The organism is Alicyclobacillus fodiniaquatilis, assembly GCF_042678105.1.
Classification (GTDB): Bacteria; Bacillota; Bacilli; order Alicyclobacillales; family Alicyclobacillaceae; genus Alicyclobacillus; species Alicyclobacillus fodiniaquatilis.
This window is the reverse complement of the sequence record NZ_JBHUCX010000035.1, coordinates 121885-137499: the sequence shown is the minus strand read 5'-3', so window position 1 is coordinate 137499 and position 15615 is coordinate 121885. Positions and strand designations below refer to the sequence as shown.

The window sequence follows — 15615 nt, the reverse complement described above, 5'->3', positions numbered from 1 at the left end:
TAATAAAATGTATTGCTAAACATGGGCGGAGAGGCATGAAGCAAGTGAAATTTAAATCTCTTACTTTTGTGATGATTTTTGGATTCGTGTCGGCTATTGTATCATCTCCCCACGTACATGCTGGCACGATTCCTTTTGAAACAACTCAGGATTTAACCAGCCTTGGTACAGTTTCAACCACGGTAACAGGTCTACCTGATGCAACCTTCGCCATGGATGAACAAAAGTATCAACAACAACCATTGACAAGCCAGACAACTTGGACAGGTTTCTGCCACCAGGGAGGCAGGGATGTCACAATTCAATTCCCAAACCAAGTCGATGTACAGCATGTAGAAATTACGATGGAGCAAAATGCTGCAGAGGGCATATATTATCCAAATGATGTGGAATTTGAAGCCTACTCGAACGGACAATGGTATTCACTTGAAACTCAGGATACCAGTATCCCGCAAAACGATAAGACAAAAACAACACAGGTATTTCAGTTTAATGACAGTGTGGGAATAGAAACAAACGAGATTAGAGTATATTTTCCTGTGAATATATTTGTTTTTGCGCGAGGATTGGACATCACAGGAAGTACGACAGAAACTGGTGATACACCGACTTCACCAACATTCCAAATCGTCGGTGGGAATACACCGTCCACGACTGGCGCGCTGTCTCCAAGCTCCCCAAATGCATATGGTATTGCAAATATGTTGCTTGTTCCAACAGGAAGTTACGGTGAACTTGGTACATGGTCGGAATCTGATTTTGAACCGATGCTGGAGTACATAAATTCTGCTGGCCAGGTAGTTGCTCCTTTATTTGACACGATGTTATTTTCACCATATGCAAACGTGCCTGACACAGTAGTTGGGTGGACAGCTTACTTAAACGATTTGTTCCAGTCAGGTCAGGAACTCAGTGCGTTAGATGCAGCAGTTGGAGCGACCAATGAGTCACTCAATCGCCCTGGATACAAAGAGAAAGTAGTTTTATCCATACCGTATTTTGCATACGGAGATTCCAACTTTGGAACAGTCAATGGACAAGCACTCACTTTTACTGGGACTGTAACTGATCCAGATGCTTTGAACGCTCGGAATGCCGCATTGAACTGGTATATAAGCACACTACTCAGCCGCTGGAAGACTGCAGATTACCAGAATCTAAAGCTCGTCGGATTATACTGGGATCATGAACAATTTGATTCGAGTCATCCAGGTGAAGCGCAGATTTTTCAATCTGCCTGGGACGTTGCAAGTAACAATAACTTGCCTCTTTTCTGGATACCATTCTATGGTGCGGAAGAAAGTACCATGTGGAAATCGTTGGGCATAAGTGCAGCGTGGCTACAACCAAATTATATAGAACAAGGTGCAAATGCCAATACCACCCGTATTAGTAACGCCGTGAACACGGCTACTCAGAACGGAATGGGAATAGAGGTTGAGTTAACAGCTTTAGACAGCGACACTGAATCTCTGTACCAAACATTTTTAAATAGCCTTGATTATGATGGGTTTGGTTCAAAGAACGTATCACATGCTTTTTACGATGGATCAAAATTACTCCTCACTGCAGAGCAATCCGGTGATCCGTTAGAACGGCAGGCTTATGATGAAACGGCTGCATTTATTCTGCAGAATACTCAATGAAATACACGTAAAAGCCAGAATCTCTGTTTTACAGGGGATTTTGGCTTTTAAAATTTAGACGCTGACTGTCTTACGTGATTGTATTTAAGCTGTAAATATTCAAGCAGGTTTCTCCTCATAAATCAGTCTTTTTGATTATTTCTACAAAATTGCTACTACGTACGCTGCTTCTCCATCTTTAAAAATATTTCAAGCAAAATTCAAGTTAGAACAGATAATCTAAACTTAGGGTGTGCTATGTGTTCAGTGGAACATGACTTAAATATTCCCTTCTTCAACCCTTAATCAAGGAAACGATTCTGTACGAAAACAGCATAGTAACATGAGGTGAGGAATGAACATGGGGATCAACCCAGAAAAAAAGACGGAGCTTGTAAAGCCTTTATTTAAGAAGTCAAAAAGAAAATGGATTTATGGTGGCGCAGCGATTGTCATCGTATTAGGCGCGGGAATTCCTCTTGCAACGGCAAAATTACATAGCGGCAGCCCTATTGCGACCTCCCAATTATATACTGTGGGATATGGGGATGTTTCACAGAGTGTAAGCACGTCCGGAACAATTGAAACGCCAACCGAATTAGATCTAAATTTTCAAAGCTCAAGTAGCGGAGATATTACCTATCTCTCCGCAAAAATTGGGCAGGTAGTCAAAAAAGGGCAAGTTTTAGCCAAGATTGATGATTCCACGGAAAAAATTCAAGTCCAGGAGGCACAGGCAAGCGTAAAGCAAGCCAACGCAAGTTTGAGTGCGGCAGAAGCAAAATTAACGGAGGATCAACAAGGGACAGATAGTGCACAAATCTCAGTTGATAAAGAGAGTATTACAAAAGCGCAAACTGCTTTAGCACAGGCGAAACAGGCATACCAAGATCAAAAGAGTGCCTACAATGACCGCACAAGTGAAGAAGCGCAGGTTCAAAGTGCCCAAAACGCTTTGACAGAAGCAGAGCAAGCGCTCAATACGACCAGTGATTCTGTAACGGCGGATCAACAGAAACTTTCGAATGATGAAGCGACACTCCAAACTGATGAACAGGCGTTGCAGACGGCTCAGAGCCAGTACGGCAATGTAACAGAGTCTCAAGTATTGCAAGCTTATCAAAAATATCAAGATGCGCTGTCCGAATCCAACAGTTGGGCGGACGGCGGTTACTCTGGTTCTAACCCATATTCAACCCAAGTGAGCACTGCTAATAGCGAATATTCCCAACTAAATACAGCTTACCAAGCTGTTCAAACAGCGCAACAAGCCGTTACGAAAGATCAGCAGACGATAACATCAGATCAAACCACATTGGCGAATGATCAAGCTGCACAAACACAAACGCAACAAAAGAATGAAGAGGCTGTCAAAGAAGCACAACAAAATCTGCAAACAGCTGAGGCTGAGTACAATGACCGGACTAGCGCTAAACAGTCTTTGGACAATGCTCAAAATAGCGTGACAAATGCAGAGCAAAATGTGCAGAGTGCGGAGCTAACGTTGCAGAACGACGAACAACCGGCGGATGCCTCTACCATCAAATCAGATGAATCTAGTGTGGCCAACGCGCAGGCATCCGTAGAAAATGCTGAGGCGAACCTGAATTCTGCCGAACTAGCGGAGAGTGAAACTGTACTAAAAGCCCCCATCAGCGGTGTCATCACACAGGTGAATGGTCAGGTAGGCGAAGCGCCGTCTAGTGGCAGTTCGAGCAGCTCTAGCTCCAGCTCCAGTTCTGGTTCAAGCGGCTTCATCGTGATTGATGATTCGAATGCAAAAGATTTGCAGGTTAACCTGGAAGTAAGTGAATCGCAAATCGGTTCAATTAAAGCAGGCCAACCAATTTCACTCACGGTCACGGCTTATCCAGATGATAAGTACACAGGCACCATCACACAGGTCTACCCAACGCCAGAGGTGGTCTCCAATGTCACTGAGTACACGGTGATTGGCACAGTAGCAAACACAACAGGACATTTGAAACCTGGAATGTCTGCCAGTGTCACCATCCAGACTGCGCAAAAAACGCATGTTTTGACCGTACCTTCGATTGCATTACATCAGATGGGCTCCATTGAAGGTGTCTATGTTGAAGGAAGTTCAAGTGGTGCAAGTGGTTCTGGCCAAAGCAAGACTACGACAACCATGGGCAAAGGCGCATGGACTGGAAATGCAGCAGGAGGCAAAAGCGGGACAGCCACGGGGAAAGGTTCTTGGACCGGGAATGCCAATGGAGGCGGGAGCGGAACAAAGGCTTCTGGAGCTTCCCAAGATAAAGGTGGCAGCGCTAGCTCTACAGGTGGTCAAACACAGGGGTCAACTGGTGCTGCTGGATTTGGCGCGATTAAGGCAAAGGGGAACTCTAGTTTACCTGCCGGGACATACTTCCAGCCTGTTCAGACTGGCTTGATGGGGTCGAGTGATGTCGAAATCACGCAGGGGCTACAGGCAGGTGAAAAAATTCTCCTAGTGCTTCCAGGAGAGACCGCATCCGCAATTGTGAGTGCAAGCAGTAGCTCTGGCGCCGGTGGTCGTGGTTTTGGTGGCGGCGGTTTCGGCGGCGGTGGCGGTGGCGGTAGCTTCGCTGGTACTGTTCGTATGGGAGGGGGCGCGCGCGGCTGATGAGCGCCCTTATCGAAATTCGAGATTTAGTCAGAGAATACATGATTGGCGGCGAGGTGATTCGCGCGCTCAGTGGCGTTACGCTCACCATTGACCATGGAGAATTCGTTGCCATCATGGGGCCGTCTGGCTCCGGTAAATCCACTGCGATGAACATGATTGGTTGTCTAGATACACCCACGTCCGGTGAGTACGTGATTGATGGTTACAATATATCTTCGCTTTCAGAAGACCAATTGGCGGAGTTGCGGAATCACAAGATTGGTTTTGTGTTTCAAAACTTTAATTTACTGCCTAAAACCACCGCTTTGGAAAACGTCGAATTGCCGATGATGTACGCTGGTGTGCCTGCCCGTGAGCGGCGTAAACGCGCGATGGAAGCATTGGACCGTGTCGGACTAGCCGAGCGTATGTACAACCGTCCAAACGAACTGTCAGGTGGTCAGCAACAACGCGTTTCCATTGCGCGCGCGCTGGTGAACAACCCTGTGTTGATTCTGGCCGACGAACCAACAGGGGCATTGGATAGTCGAACAACGGAAGATATCCTCGGCCTATTCGAAGAGTTGCATGCACAGGGAAACACAATTGTGATTGTCACCCACGAGGACGAGGTTGGACGCCGGGCAAAGCGGATTGTTCGCTTTCGGGATGGCACAGTGGAATCAGATATGTCCTCGGCTGAAAGAGAGGTGACCGGGCATCATGTGGATTGAAATTTTGCGCGTCTCATGGCGCAGTATCCGAGCAAACAAGATGCGCTCATTTTTGACGATGCTCGGCATCATCATCGGCGTTTTGTCCGTCATCTTAAGCTCGGCCATCGGCATGGGCGCAAAGGACAATATCACCAAACAAGTGGAAGGCTTAGGTTCAAATGTCTTGACGATTATGCCGGGTTCAACCAGTTCAGGCGGCATCAGTTTTGGTTTTGGCAGCGCCTCGACACTCACCGAATCCGATGCTACAGCCATTGAACAGCAGGACCCAGACGTTCAATATGTGGCCCCATTGGTTTCTACATCGGAGCAGGTCGTGTTTGGGGTCAACAATACGAATACTTCGATTGAAGGAACAAACGAACAGTATCCGGAAATCAAAAATATCTCCATGGCCGAAGGGCGTTTCTTCTTGCAAGAAGAAGTGAGTTCGGCTGCCAACGTCGCTGTGCTGGGGAGTGACGTCGCGCAGACCTTGTTTGCTGGAGCGGGTAGTCCTGTTGGACAAACCATCGAGATTGGTGGCATTCCGTTCACAGTCGTTGGCGTGGCGGCCAGCCAGGGAACCAGTGGATTTAGCAATGCGGATGACGCCATTGCCATCCCCATCACAACAGAAATCAACCTGATGACCGGAAGCAACAGTGTCACGCAAATACTGGCTTCGGCGAAATCTTCTAATGTGATGGATCAAGCTCAATTGGAAATCGAGTCGACATTGCGCGTGCAGCATAAGTTATCCGCCTCGACGGCAGATGACTTTTCTATCACGAACCAGGCGACTCTTTTGAGCACATTGGGTGGTGTTACCAAGACCCTCACAATGCTGTTGGATGGGATTTCCGCGATATCCTTGCTTGTAGGCGGCATTGGGATCATGAATATCATGCTTGTCTCTGTGACAGAGCGCACGCGTGAGATTGGTATTCGCAAAGCAATTGGCGCCAAGCGTGGGATTATTTCAACGCAGTTCCTGCTCGAATCTTTGACACTCAGTCTTGCAGGCGCAGTCACTGGACTTGTTGTAGGCGGTATAGGTGCGACTGTGGCAGCGAAGGTCATGGATACGGGCAACTTGCTTTCGCTGTGGGCGGTGTTGTTGGCTATTATTTTCTCTGTTGCCATTGGTCTCATTTTTGGCGTCTACCCAGCCAGGAAGGCTGCGAATTTGAAGCCGATTGATGCGCTACGCTTTGAGTAGCCGATTGTGATAGAAATGCGGGTTTCTTTTTGTATCGATATTTGGCATCAGGCTGTCGAATCATTTCGACAGCCTTTGCTGTGGGGGCGTTGATTCTCTGAAACTAACGCGCTCCGAAGACATAGGATTGCGTCCTAGTTTCCATTTTCTGAACTGTTTTTGACAGAAAAGTGAATTCGGTATAGAAACGGACAGAGCGTATTCACGGATTTCGAATCATTATCGTAAGCGCCACAATGACCGACAAATGCGTTCGTCAGAGGATATGGAAGACATAGGTATAATGAAATTGTGAATTTGGTACGCTATGTTCGTTCCTTTATGTTATCTTAATGTGGTGTTGACCAAAGACATATCGCCATTGACGGCTATTCCTAAATCGATAGAGGAGAGATGCTTTATGAAAAAGTTTCGTTCCGCAACAATTGGCGTGTCGATACTGATAGTTGCAATTCTAGTGGGATGTGGGAACCAGCAGAATTCCACAAACAATACAGGCGCGGCGAATACAGCAAATACGAGTACCACAACATCCAAAAATGAAACGTCGTTGAATGGTGGCAAAACTGTTGTGGTTGGGGGGCAGAATTATTCGGGGAAAGAAAATCTGAAGAAATATAAGGATATTGCAGACAAAAACCCAAAAAACGCACAAGATCTAATCAATGCCGCTATTAGTTCACGCATGAATGGCGATGAGGCTGGCGCAATCAGTTATTATAAAAAAGCGATTCAGGCTGATCCAAAGTCTGGGTTAGCATACAATAACCTCGGGAACATTTATTACAGGGATAAGAATGATGCGAAAACAGCGCTTCCCTACTACAAAAAGGCCACAGAAGTGCAACCGAGCTATTCATATGGCTGGTTGAACCTGGCTGAAGCGCAGGCGTCTGCAGGAGACACAGCTACTGCCAAAAGCACGGTTGCACAAGGTTTGAAAATCGTCAAGAAAAGCGATCCTGTTTACAAAATGCTTCAATCAGAGCAAGCTACTCTGAATAAATCAAAATAACCATTAGTGCAGCGTATCGACGCTACCCTCTACGCAAAGAATGTCGAATCGTGTAAACTGAAGTAAAATGCTGTGAGCAGTTATGGAGACACCGATATTGAAACGGATGATGCGAAAGTGGACAAGCCTTGCGCTTGTCCCTCTGATTGTTGCTTTGGCTGTGCGCCTTTTCGTCATCTTCTACTATGGCCCATACGTCAGTATTCACAGCGACGACATGGGCTACTATCACAGTGCAGAGTGGCTTTTACAGTACGGGATTTTCGCCTATTACACGCCGCTGAAGCCGACGGTGCATATGTTGCCGGGCATCACATTCATTCTCGTGGCAGTCATCGCCATCTTCGGCAAAGGCGCGCTCGGCTTGTATGTGGGCAAGGTGGTTTTCACGCTCATCGGGGTTACGGGGATACTCGGCGTCTATAAAGTCATCGAGTACATGTGGAACCGCTGGATCGCGCTGTGTGTGGGTTTGTTCCTCGCCATCTACATACCGAGCATCATCACAGATACACTGTTTCTGACAGAGCCTCCTTTTATGGCGGCGTTTGCCTGGACGGTGTATTTCATCTTGCGCGCTGCGGATGAACAACGACTCAAGTACATCGTCGGTGCGGCCATTCTGTTTGTGGTGACCATCTATTTTCGCCCCAATGTCATCTTGTGGGCGGTCATCGCGCTGCTCTATTTGCTTTTCAAACGGTACCCGCTTCGCCTGTTAGTGGGACATGGCGCTGTGGTCATCGGCATTGTCCTCGTCTGTCTCGCGCCTTGGTGGATTCGCAACGCGTTGGTGTTCCATCAATTCATTCCACTGACAGATGATTCGTCCAATCCACTCTTGCTCGGCACATTCCAGGGGATCAATTTCCCGGCGCCAACCAATGAAGTGACGGTCGAACATCATATTCTTGATGTCCACCCGCAACTGCGACCGCAGAGCGAGCATGAAATCCCTTGGTTTAAGGCGGAGCAACACGCTGCCATGTATCGGATCCGCGAGTGGTATCATGCGCATCCCGGTGATTTCATTCAGAGCTATTTTTGGATAAAGCCAGGCGTCTTGTGGAATCGCGCCTATTATCCCATTCGCGTCCTCGGCATTTTGCCGCAAACCATGAAAACCATCCAGCACTGGCTGCTGTGGGCCTCTGTCATTGGTCATGCCATCACGCTGTTATTGGCGCGAGGCAGACGTCGTCAGGCGATTTTTGTCGTTTTGACGCTGCTGTACTATACGTTGCTCTACTGCGTATTTTTCGCTTATCAACGCTATAATGAGCCCATTATGTGGCTGATGTTTATGGGTGTGCCTACAGGCGTTTATTCACTGATGACTTTTGGCGCGCGCCTTTTCCGCGGACGTAGACGCAGTGGCGTGGCGGCATGAAAAAGATGATGTGCTGTGAAGTTTGGCTAAATTCAAAACGATTTTGAAGAATGGCGAAACTTGTCTGTTCATACCCCCACTTGTCGAAGCGGGGGTATGAATATATGTAGTGAAGCGGTTTACAACTTGTGTCCCTTATTTTTGTTTCTAGCTGCTTTGTATCCAATAGATGGTGGAATGTCGCAACTTGCCTGGTTTGGACTGCTTGTTCCAATCTTTAAATGGGATTTCAATTTCCCTACTCTATGATATTGTGTGGTCTCCTGCCGTTTTCCCCTTTTATTTTACATAGAAACCCTAGAAATTGGAGGTAAATCATGCATATGCGTCGTCTATTCGTCGGCGTGACGGTGCCGACGCTTCTGGCCATTTCAGTGCCAGTAGCCGCACACGCGCAGACAACGGAACCCACGCTGAAATCAGGATCGACCGGTTCAGCTGTTGTGTTGTTGCAAAAGGATTTAAATTCACTTGGTTATGCAGTCGGAGCGGATGATGGCGACTTTGGTCCAAAGACATTGGCCGAAGTAAAGGCGTTCCAAAGGGCCTCTGGCTTGCAAGTCGATGGGGTGGTCGGCCCCGCAACCTGGGGGGCCATCAATGACACGCTCTTTACGAAAGTCGATTTGCGGGATCCAGCCCCAAGTGACATCACCGCCCAAAACATTGACAAGTTCTTAAATGCGAACAAATCCCCGATGGCCGGACTTGGACAGTCGTTCATAGAAGCGCAAAATACATACGGCGTGGATGCAAACTATCTTGTCTCCCATGCAATCTTAGAGAGTTATTGGGGAGAGAGCCAAATCGCGTTGGCGAAGAACAACCTGTTTGGCTATGGCGCGTATGACTCAAATCCCGGCGATGACGCGGGCATGTTCCCAAGCGATGATTACGCCATCCGCTTTCAAGCCTGGGAAGTTCGCAACAATTACTTGAATAGCTCCGGTAGCGAATATGTTTCACCGACACTCAAAGGCATGAATGTGAACTATGCGACAGACAAGAGCTGGGCGACAAGCATCGGCAGTTTGATGAACGAGCTTGCGTCCTCTGTCGGATCGAGCGTCAGTGCGTATTCGCAATATTCTCCGACGAAATCAGCTGCGAGTCCAGAAAGTACGACAGAGCCTGTGTTCTATATCAACGGCGCTACGGGCGCGACGCAGAAGAATTCGTATTACGGCGGCGTACCGTATTTTTCGAGCATGGGGGCAGGCATGGATGATATGTTCCTTTCTCCTTTGCAGTCGGGCAGCTCGGGTGAACAGGTGGAGCAGGTGCAAACGTATTTGAACAAGCAAATGAAGGCTGGCCTGACTGTGGATGGCCAGTTTGGTCCCGCGACAGAAGCGGCGGTCAAGAAGTTTGAAGCCAAGCAGGGCCTCAAGCAGAATGGCGAGTGGACATTTGCGATGTGGCAATCGTATATCTACACAACTACCCCGCCAACCGTTCCAGCAGGGCAAAGCGTCGAGATCGACCAGATTGAGCAGGGCATGGCTGGGCCATATGTCGTTCCTTGGTATCACATCGCGAATGAAGGTTGGGTGGATTCGCAGTACGTCAAGCTGACGAATGTCTATCGATTGACGGTGAGCAGCCCGACGAATACGAACACGAGTATTCCCGTGTATGGTTCAAGCGATGGGACAGACCAGATTGCCACGTTGCACAACGGGGACTTTGTTGTGGCGCAATCCGCCAGCGCGGACGATGGCATGTATGAGATTCAATTCAGCGTCGAGAGCGCGGCTGACGCCGATAGTGGACAAGCAGTTGGCACGCCGCTGACTGGATATGTGTCTGCCAGCGACGCAACGCTGACACAGCAGCAGTAAACCTGTCTTTGCAGGGTTGTAGGCGATTCTCTGTGTCTTGTTGGGCGCAGATAAGGTGAAAAGACTTGTGGTGGGTGCGCAGTGTCGGCGGGCGGATAGGCGAAATTGCATCGAAGTGTTTTCACAATTGAAAGATAGAGAAGAACGCGGCGTTTCACATTCCGCGTTCTTCAGCGACCATTTCTACTTGCAAGTTGGTGGTCTCAACGGTGCTAGTTCCGCTGGCTTAATGCGCTTTTCTGCGCCGTTGACTGCCAAACGGGGGCGCGTAAATAAATTGCCAGCTGGCTTCGTCCAAAACGTCAAGCACATCTTGCGATAGTTCGAGATTGACGGCTTCCAGATTGCCATCGATTTGGGCCTCACGGGTTGCCCCGGAGATGACCGTCGAAACTGCCGGTTGATGCATCAGCCAAGCGAGAGACAACGCTGTCGCCGTTGTGCCAATTTCTTTTGCGACACGCACGACAGTTTCGCCCATCTCCATACGAGCGGGATCCATCCGCTGTTCAAAGTTCGGATTTTTGTCCCAGAGCGATCCCGCTGGCTTCGCGCCGCCTGCATACTTCCCAGTCAGGATGCCGCCAGCGAGTGGAAAGTACGGGACGATGCCGATGTTCTGGTCGACACAGAAGGGGACGAGTTCCCGTTCGATGCCGCGATCGACCAGTGAATACCCTGGTTGGACGGAAACATACTTTTCCAGGCCCAACCGCTCGCTGATGGTCAACGACTTCAACATTTGCCAGGACGCGTAGTTGGATGCGCCAATGTAACGCACCTTGCCTTGCGTCACAAGGTCATCGAGGGCGCGCAGGGTCTCTTCGAGAGGGGTAGACGGGTCGAAGGCGTGGATTTGGTAGAGATCGATATAATCGGTCCGCAGGCGGCGTAGACTTTGCTCGACCTGATGGAAAATATGGTTGCGTGACGACCCACGGTCATTGGGGCCATCTCCCATTTTCATGCCGACCTTTGTCGCGAGAATGACATCGTGACGGCGTCCTTCGAAAGCTTTCCCGATGATCTCCTCCGACCTCGTACCTGTATAGATGTTCGCGGTGTCGATGAATGTGATGCCCTGTTCGACGGCGTGGTGCAGGACGCGAATGGATGTCTCCTCGTCGGCCCGTCCGCCAAACGCGTTGGTGCCAAGGCCAAGCACAGATACCTTCAGTCCACTGTTGCCGAGTTGACGATACTTCACAATGATCCCTCCCGGAAGTTTGTGGCATGTACGGTGCGATTCGCCCAGTCCATTGGATAAACAATGGTTGAGAGAAAACTCACTTAATTCTGAGTGTACCACTTAAATGTTGTTTCTTCTAAAATGGCGTAGTTTTCGTAGATGGTCACTTTAGGAGTGGCGGGGGATGCTACATCTGGGGTCAAACCTTTGTGATTTGGTGCGGAGAGTGCAGCTTTGAAGAAATTGATGAGACGTTCCTATTGAGCAGGTGAGCACGATTGAACATGATGTAGCTCTAGCGGTTGTCGACCGAACAGTAGTAATCTAGCAATAGAGAGGTGGTTGAAATGGCCAAAGACATTTTTGCGCGCCTACACATTGAGGTTGCTGTTACAAATGAATCAGATGACCAGTTAACGCTCAGCCGTGCTCATGCAGTACGTGAAATGTTACGAGCAATGTCACAGCGTAAGTACTCACCAGACAATGACCCTGCTATCAAGCGATTTGAAGATAGACTCAGGAGTATCAAAAGGTAATCTAAGCTAGAATAGAAAAGCATTTAACGGACGAAAGTGAGGGGGAGTAATGCAATGGTCGGAAGTGCGGAGGATATTCCCGGACAAATTCGTATTGCTGAAAGATCTAAAATCCCACGTAGAAAATGGGCATGTCGTGGTTGAAGAAGTAGCCGTGATTCGTCCATTGGCGGACGGCAAGGAAGTCACAAAAGAACTCCGTAACTGCAAAGGTGCTAAATTCATTTACCACACGTCGAAGGCGAACATCGTTGTACCCATCCATACAAAGCTGAACATCTGGAGTCAAGCATGAAAATCACATCGTGAAGGTCTACGGTTCGTAGACATCTCCATTACACACCACGGAATCACACACAACAATGCAAAAGATACCTGAAAAATTAAATATAATATCCATATCTTTGCGGTTTATATGCTATGTTTGAAAGGAGCCCATCAACTTGTCTGAATCCAGCCGTCAGGAGGTTAACGTCGTACCCTACAATCCAAATTGGACTGTTGAGTATGGAAAAGAAAGAACTGCGCTGCTTAAAATCCTTTCCCCTCATATTGTGGCTATCGAGCACGTCGGCAGTACTTCAATCGAGCATCAAGACGCGAAACCCATCATAGATATCTTTGCGGCGGTGAAACCATTTCACAATCATGCAGTATATGAAAGTCTATTAAGCCCGCATCGCTATCATTACGCTGAGACGGGCATGACAGGGCGTCACCTGTTTGCAAAGGCATACAATGGAGTTCGTACACACCATTTGCACATTCTTCCGATTGAAGGGTTTTACCAACGGAATCAGATTCTTTTTCGTGACTATCTTCGAGCACATCCAGCGTTCGTCCAAGGATATGGCGCCATCAAACGCAACCTGGCAAAAGAATATCATTCAGATTCAGATGGTTACACACGGGCGAAGACGGCCTTTATTCAACGCGTGGTTGACCTGGCTAGAGCCGAACGCGGACTTCCCCTCGAAAACGTGTGGGAGGAATGAGTGTATTTACGCGCATGCCATTATGCATGATGATGCTACGTGAAAGGAGACATTTGACTTGTCTGAATCCAGCCGCCAGGAGGTTAAAGTCGTACCTTACAATCCAAATTGGGCTGTTGAATACGAAAAGGAAAAAACCGAGTTGCTCAAAACCCTTTCCCCTCATATTGTGGCCATCGAGCATGTCGGCAGTACTTCAATCCCGCATCAAGATGCAAAGCCGATTATCGATATCTTTGCGGCGGTGGAACCATTGTTCGACGCTGCTGTATACGCAAATCTGTTAAACCCCCATGGCTATGATTACGCTGAGACAGGAATGGTCGGGCGTCACTTATTTGCAAAGGCCCAAGCGGGGATTCGAACGCATCATTTGCACATTCTTCCGATTGAAGGTTTTTACCAACGGAAAGAGTTTCTTTTCCGCGACTATCTTCGAGCACACCCAGAGTTCGTCCAAGAATATGGCGCCGTCAAAAGCAAACTGGCAGAAGAATATGATTCAGATCCAGATGGTTACACCCGGGCCAAGACAGATTTTATCCAACGTGTACACGATCTCGCTCGAACAGAGCGCGGACTTCCGCTCGAAAACGTGTGGGAGGAGTAACTGCTGTGTAATACAGCGGGGATGAGTACGGTTCAAACTGGGTTACTTTTACAATGTCGTCGACAATGTGGCTGGTCGCCAGTTCTTTTTGGGTGCCGGCCCCGTTCATTATGACTAAGGATGTTCCTAGGTTTGATGTCTCCGGATGGCGGGATCGTCACTCACGCTTTGCATCCTCCCCCAACACATATCCAGACTCACTGTTTAATTGCCGGAGTTCTTCCTCACTTAATGGTTCATCGTCTGGTTCCTGACGGTCTATCTCATCCCAACTGAGGGAGCTTTTGTCTGGACGGTCGATTAAAAATTGGAGAAAATCAAAGGCTGTTTTTTGATCAGGCTCTTGAAGACGTTCAATAAGGTTATGCAAATCGTCTTTACGTCAAGGCGATTAGAACGGTTAAGACCACACCTGCTTCAGGCTAATCACAGGTGTGGTTTTATGTTCAATGGGCTGCAGAGGTGTCGTCGAATCCCAGTTCTTGTTGCGCTTCTCGGCTAATTCGTTCTGCGACCCAGGAGTTTAGGCTTTTTCCAGCCCTTTTTGCGGCCAACACTGCCAGTCGATGCTGGTCCGGAGTGAGTCTAACCATGAACTTTCCTGAATAGGGCTGTTCCGGTTCTTCACCTCGTTCAGCACAAAACGCAAGGTAATCCTCTACAGATTCTTCAAAAGCATTACGAAGTTCCTCAACCGATACACCCTGAAATGTAATCACATCTCGTGTATTTATGACTTCGCCATGAAAAACCCCTGCTTCATCGTCGAATTCGACACGCGCCAGATAACCCTTATAATTCATCATTGGGTATCACCCCCGCTTCTGTTAAAAATCGGCGCATGGATTTGACGGCCCCTTTGTCAATTTCCTTTTTTGGATGGGGCCGATGAAATACGGCTCTGACACCGTTTAAGACAATGCGAACACGAGATCCTCTGCCTTCGGAAAGATCCGCACCACAAGCCCGCAATAACGATTCAATCTCTGTCCAAAGGATATTTGAACGCACTGGATCCTCAAAAATGTCCTGTAAGGTCTGCTTCTGTCGCGTGTTCATACACATATAGTATCACCGATTGATATCATTTTATAGCCATGATTCAAAATTGAGTGGACTCACTCCGAAAAGAAACACAACACACTTGTACACTTTTGTTACTTTGGAATATCTGCTCTTAACGTCCCCGGATATTATGTCGCATTCAACGCTGATTTGCCATCGAAAACACCCAAGCGAGGCTATCTCCCCATTTGCAAACCACAAACCCAATGATAACTGAATATTGACATGTTGTATTCATTCGTATACATTCGAATTCATGGTGTTGAATACGTTTGTATACAAGGAGTGGTTGCTATGGATTTGATGGAACTGATAAAAGAACGGCGAAACATTAAGCAATTTACCAATCAGCCAGTGGACTTGCAGCAGATTATGACATGGCTAGATGCGGGGAGCTTTGCGCCGAATCACAGGATGGTTCAACCGTGGGAGGTGCTTGTGGTCGGGCCGGAAACGAGGGCGAAGTTGAACCATAAGGCGAACTTTGGCGATGCCCCTCTGGTGTTAGCGGTGTTGTCGAAAGGGGCAGACTCGGCTGTCGACCAAGAGGAAAATTTGATCGCTACATCGTGTTTCGTCCAGAACTTTCTTTTGCTAGCTTGGCAAAACGGAGTAGGGACACGGTGGACGTCCATCGGATCGAGACCAGTTGCTCGGGAAATACTTGCAGTTCCTGAAGGATATTCAGTCGTTGGTGTCTTTGGGGTTGGTTACCCATTGAATGTGCCATTTAGCAAATCACGTACGCCCATAGCGGGCAAGATGAAACATTTGCAGTAGGTGAGAATGTCAGGATGACC

14 protein-coding genes are annotated in these 15615 nt (G+C 48.1%); 11 read left to right on the top strand and 3 right to left on the bottom strand.

Annotated features, from left to right (window positions below):
* Positions 1–35: 35 nt before the first annotated feature.
* The 7 genes from ACFSB2_RS13900 to ACFSB2_RS13870 all read left to right on the top strand — a co-directional run bounded on the left by ACFSB2_RS13900 (position 36) and on the right by ACFSB2_RS13870 (position 10417).
* Positions 36–1646, top strand: coding sequence for a DUF4855 domain-containing protein (locus tag ACFSB2_RS13900; RefSeq protein WP_377943671.1), 1611 nt, complete (start codon positions 36–38; stop codon positions 1644–1646).
* A 340-nt stretch (positions 1647–1986) separates the two neighbouring features.
* Positions 1987–4251, top strand: a complete 2265-nt coding sequence (locus tag ACFSB2_RS13895; RefSeq protein WP_377943670.1) for an HlyD family efflux transporter periplasmic adaptor subunit — start codon at positions 1987–1989, stop codon at positions 4249–4251.
* Positions 4251–4967 carry an ABC transporter ATP-binding protein gene (locus ACFSB2_RS13890; RefSeq protein WP_377943669.1) on the top strand — a complete coding sequence of 239 codons (717 nt, stop codon included), beginning with the start codon at positions 4251–4253 and terminating at the stop codon, positions 4965–4967. The genes ACFSB2_RS13895 and ACFSB2_RS13890 overlap by 1 nt, the downstream gene beginning before the upstream one ends.
* On the top strand, positions 4957–6171 hold the full coding sequence (locus ACFSB2_RS13885; protein WP_377943668.1) for an ABC transporter permease: 1215 nt from the start codon (positions 4957–4959) through the stop codon (positions 6169–6171). Before ACFSB2_RS13890 ends, ACFSB2_RS13885 begins: the two co-directional genes overlap by 11 nt.
* A gap of 400 nt (positions 6172–6571) precedes the next feature.
* Positions 6572–7186, top strand: a complete 615-nt coding sequence (locus tag ACFSB2_RS13880; RefSeq protein WP_377943667.1) for a tetratricopeptide repeat protein — start codon at positions 6572–6574, stop codon at positions 7184–7186.
* A gap of 106 nt (positions 7187–7292) precedes the next feature.
* Complete coding sequence (locus ACFSB2_RS13875; RefSeq protein WP_377943838.1) at positions 7293–8576, top strand: glycosyltransferase family 39 protein; 1284 nt, start codon at positions 7293–7295, stop codon at positions 8574–8576.
* A gap of 317 nt (positions 8577–8893) precedes the next feature.
* Positions 8894–10417: a peptidoglycan-binding protein gene (locus tag ACFSB2_RS13870; RefSeq protein WP_377943666.1), complete on the top strand. Its 1524-nt coding sequence runs from the start codon at positions 8894–8896 to the stop codon at positions 10415–10417.
* Between the two features lie 226 nt (positions 10418–10643).
* On the opposite strand, the gene ACFSB2_RS13865 is transcribed toward ACFSB2_RS13870, so the two are convergent.
* Positions 10644–11624 carry an aldo/keto reductase gene (locus tag ACFSB2_RS13865; RefSeq protein ID WP_377943665.1) on the bottom strand — a complete coding sequence of 327 codons (981 nt, stop codon included), beginning with the start codon at positions 11622–11624 and terminating at the stop codon, positions 10644–10646.
* 570 nt (positions 11625–12194) lie between these two features.
* Between ACFSB2_RS13865 and ACFSB2_RS13860 the strand changes: the two genes are divergently transcribed.
* From ACFSB2_RS13860 to ACFSB2_RS13850, 3 genes are all read left to right on the top strand, one after another.
* A complete protein-coding gene (locus ACFSB2_RS13860) occupies positions 12195–12440 on the top strand; it encodes a hypothetical protein (protein WP_377943664.1) in 246 nt (81 codons plus the stop codon).
* 148 nt (positions 12441–12588) lie between these two features.
* Positions 12589–13140: a GrpB family protein gene (locus ACFSB2_RS13855; RefSeq protein ID WP_377943663.1), complete on the top strand. Its 552-nt coding sequence runs from the start codon at positions 12589–12591 to the stop codon at positions 13138–13140.
* A 58-nt stretch (positions 13141–13198) separates the two neighbouring features.
* Positions 13199–13750 carry a GrpB family protein gene (locus tag ACFSB2_RS13850; RefSeq protein WP_377943662.1) on the top strand — a complete coding sequence of 184 codons (552 nt, stop codon included), beginning with the start codon at positions 13199–13201 and terminating at the stop codon, positions 13748–13750.
* Between the two features lie 446 nt (positions 13751–14196).
* Here ACFSB2_RS13850 and ACFSB2_RS13845 read toward each other — a convergent pair whose 3' ends face one another.
* The gene (locus tag ACFSB2_RS13845; protein WP_377943661.1) at positions 14197–14556 is read right to left on the bottom strand and encodes a type II toxin-antitoxin system HicB family antitoxin; all 360 of its coding nucleotides are present in this window, start codon (positions 14554–14556) and stop codon (positions 14197–14199) included.
* On the bottom strand, positions 14543–14809 hold the full coding sequence (locus ACFSB2_RS13840) for a type II toxin-antitoxin system HicA family toxin (protein WP_377943660.1): 267 nt from the start codon (positions 14807–14809) through the stop codon (positions 14543–14545). Before ACFSB2_RS13840 ends, ACFSB2_RS13845 begins: the two co-directional genes overlap by 14 nt.
* Before the next feature lie 300 nt (positions 14810–15109).
* On the opposite strand from ACFSB2_RS13840, the gene ACFSB2_RS13835 reads away from it, so the two are divergent.
* On the top strand, positions 15110–15595 hold the full coding sequence (locus ACFSB2_RS13835; protein ID WP_377943659.1) for a nitroreductase family protein: 486 nt from the start codon (positions 15110–15112) through the stop codon (positions 15593–15595).
* The last annotated feature ends 20 nt before the right edge of the window (positions 15596–15615 follow it).

Coding starts and splice junctions, on each gene's coding strand:
- ACFSB2_RS13875 (WP_377943838.1), top strand. CDS start 7,293: ATGATGCGAAAGTGGACAAGCCTTGCGCTTGTCCCTCTGATTGTTGCT.
- ACFSB2_RS13860 (WP_377943664.1), top strand. CDS start 12,195: ATGCAATGGTCGGAAGTGCGGAGGATATTCCCGGACAAATTCGTATTG.
- ACFSB2_RS13840 (WP_377943660.1), bottom strand. CDS start 14,809: ATGAACACGCGACAGAAGCAGACCTTACAGGACATTTTTGAGGATCCA.
- ACFSB2_RS13885 (WP_377943668.1), top strand. CDS start 4,957: ATGTGGATTGAAATTTTGCGCGTCTCATGGCGCAGTATCCGAGCAAAC.
- ACFSB2_RS13895 (WP_377943670.1), top strand. CDS start 1,987: ATGGGGATCAACCCAGAAAAAAAGACGGAGCTTGTAAAGCCTTTATTT.
- ACFSB2_RS13900 (WP_377943671.1), top strand. CDS start 36: ATGAAGCAAGTGAAATTTAAATCTCTTACTTTTGTGATGATTTTTGGA.
- ACFSB2_RS13880 (WP_377943667.1), top strand. CDS start 6,572: ATGAAAAAGTTTCGTTCCGCAACAATTGGCGTGTCGATACTGATAGTT.
- ACFSB2_RS13845 (WP_377943661.1), bottom strand. CDS start 14,556: ATGATGAATTATAAGGGTTATCTGGCGCGTGTCGAATTCGACGATGAA.
- ACFSB2_RS13835 (WP_377943659.1), top strand. CDS start 15,110: ATGGATTTGATGGAACTGATAAAAGAACGGCGAAACATTAAGCAATTT.
- ACFSB2_RS13870 (WP_377943666.1), top strand. CDS start 8,894: ATGCATATGCGTCGTCTATTCGTCGGCGTGACGGTGCCGACGCTTCTG.
- ACFSB2_RS13890 (WP_377943669.1), top strand. CDS start 4,251: ATGAGCGCCCTTATCGAAATTCGAGATTTAGTCAGAGAATACATGATT.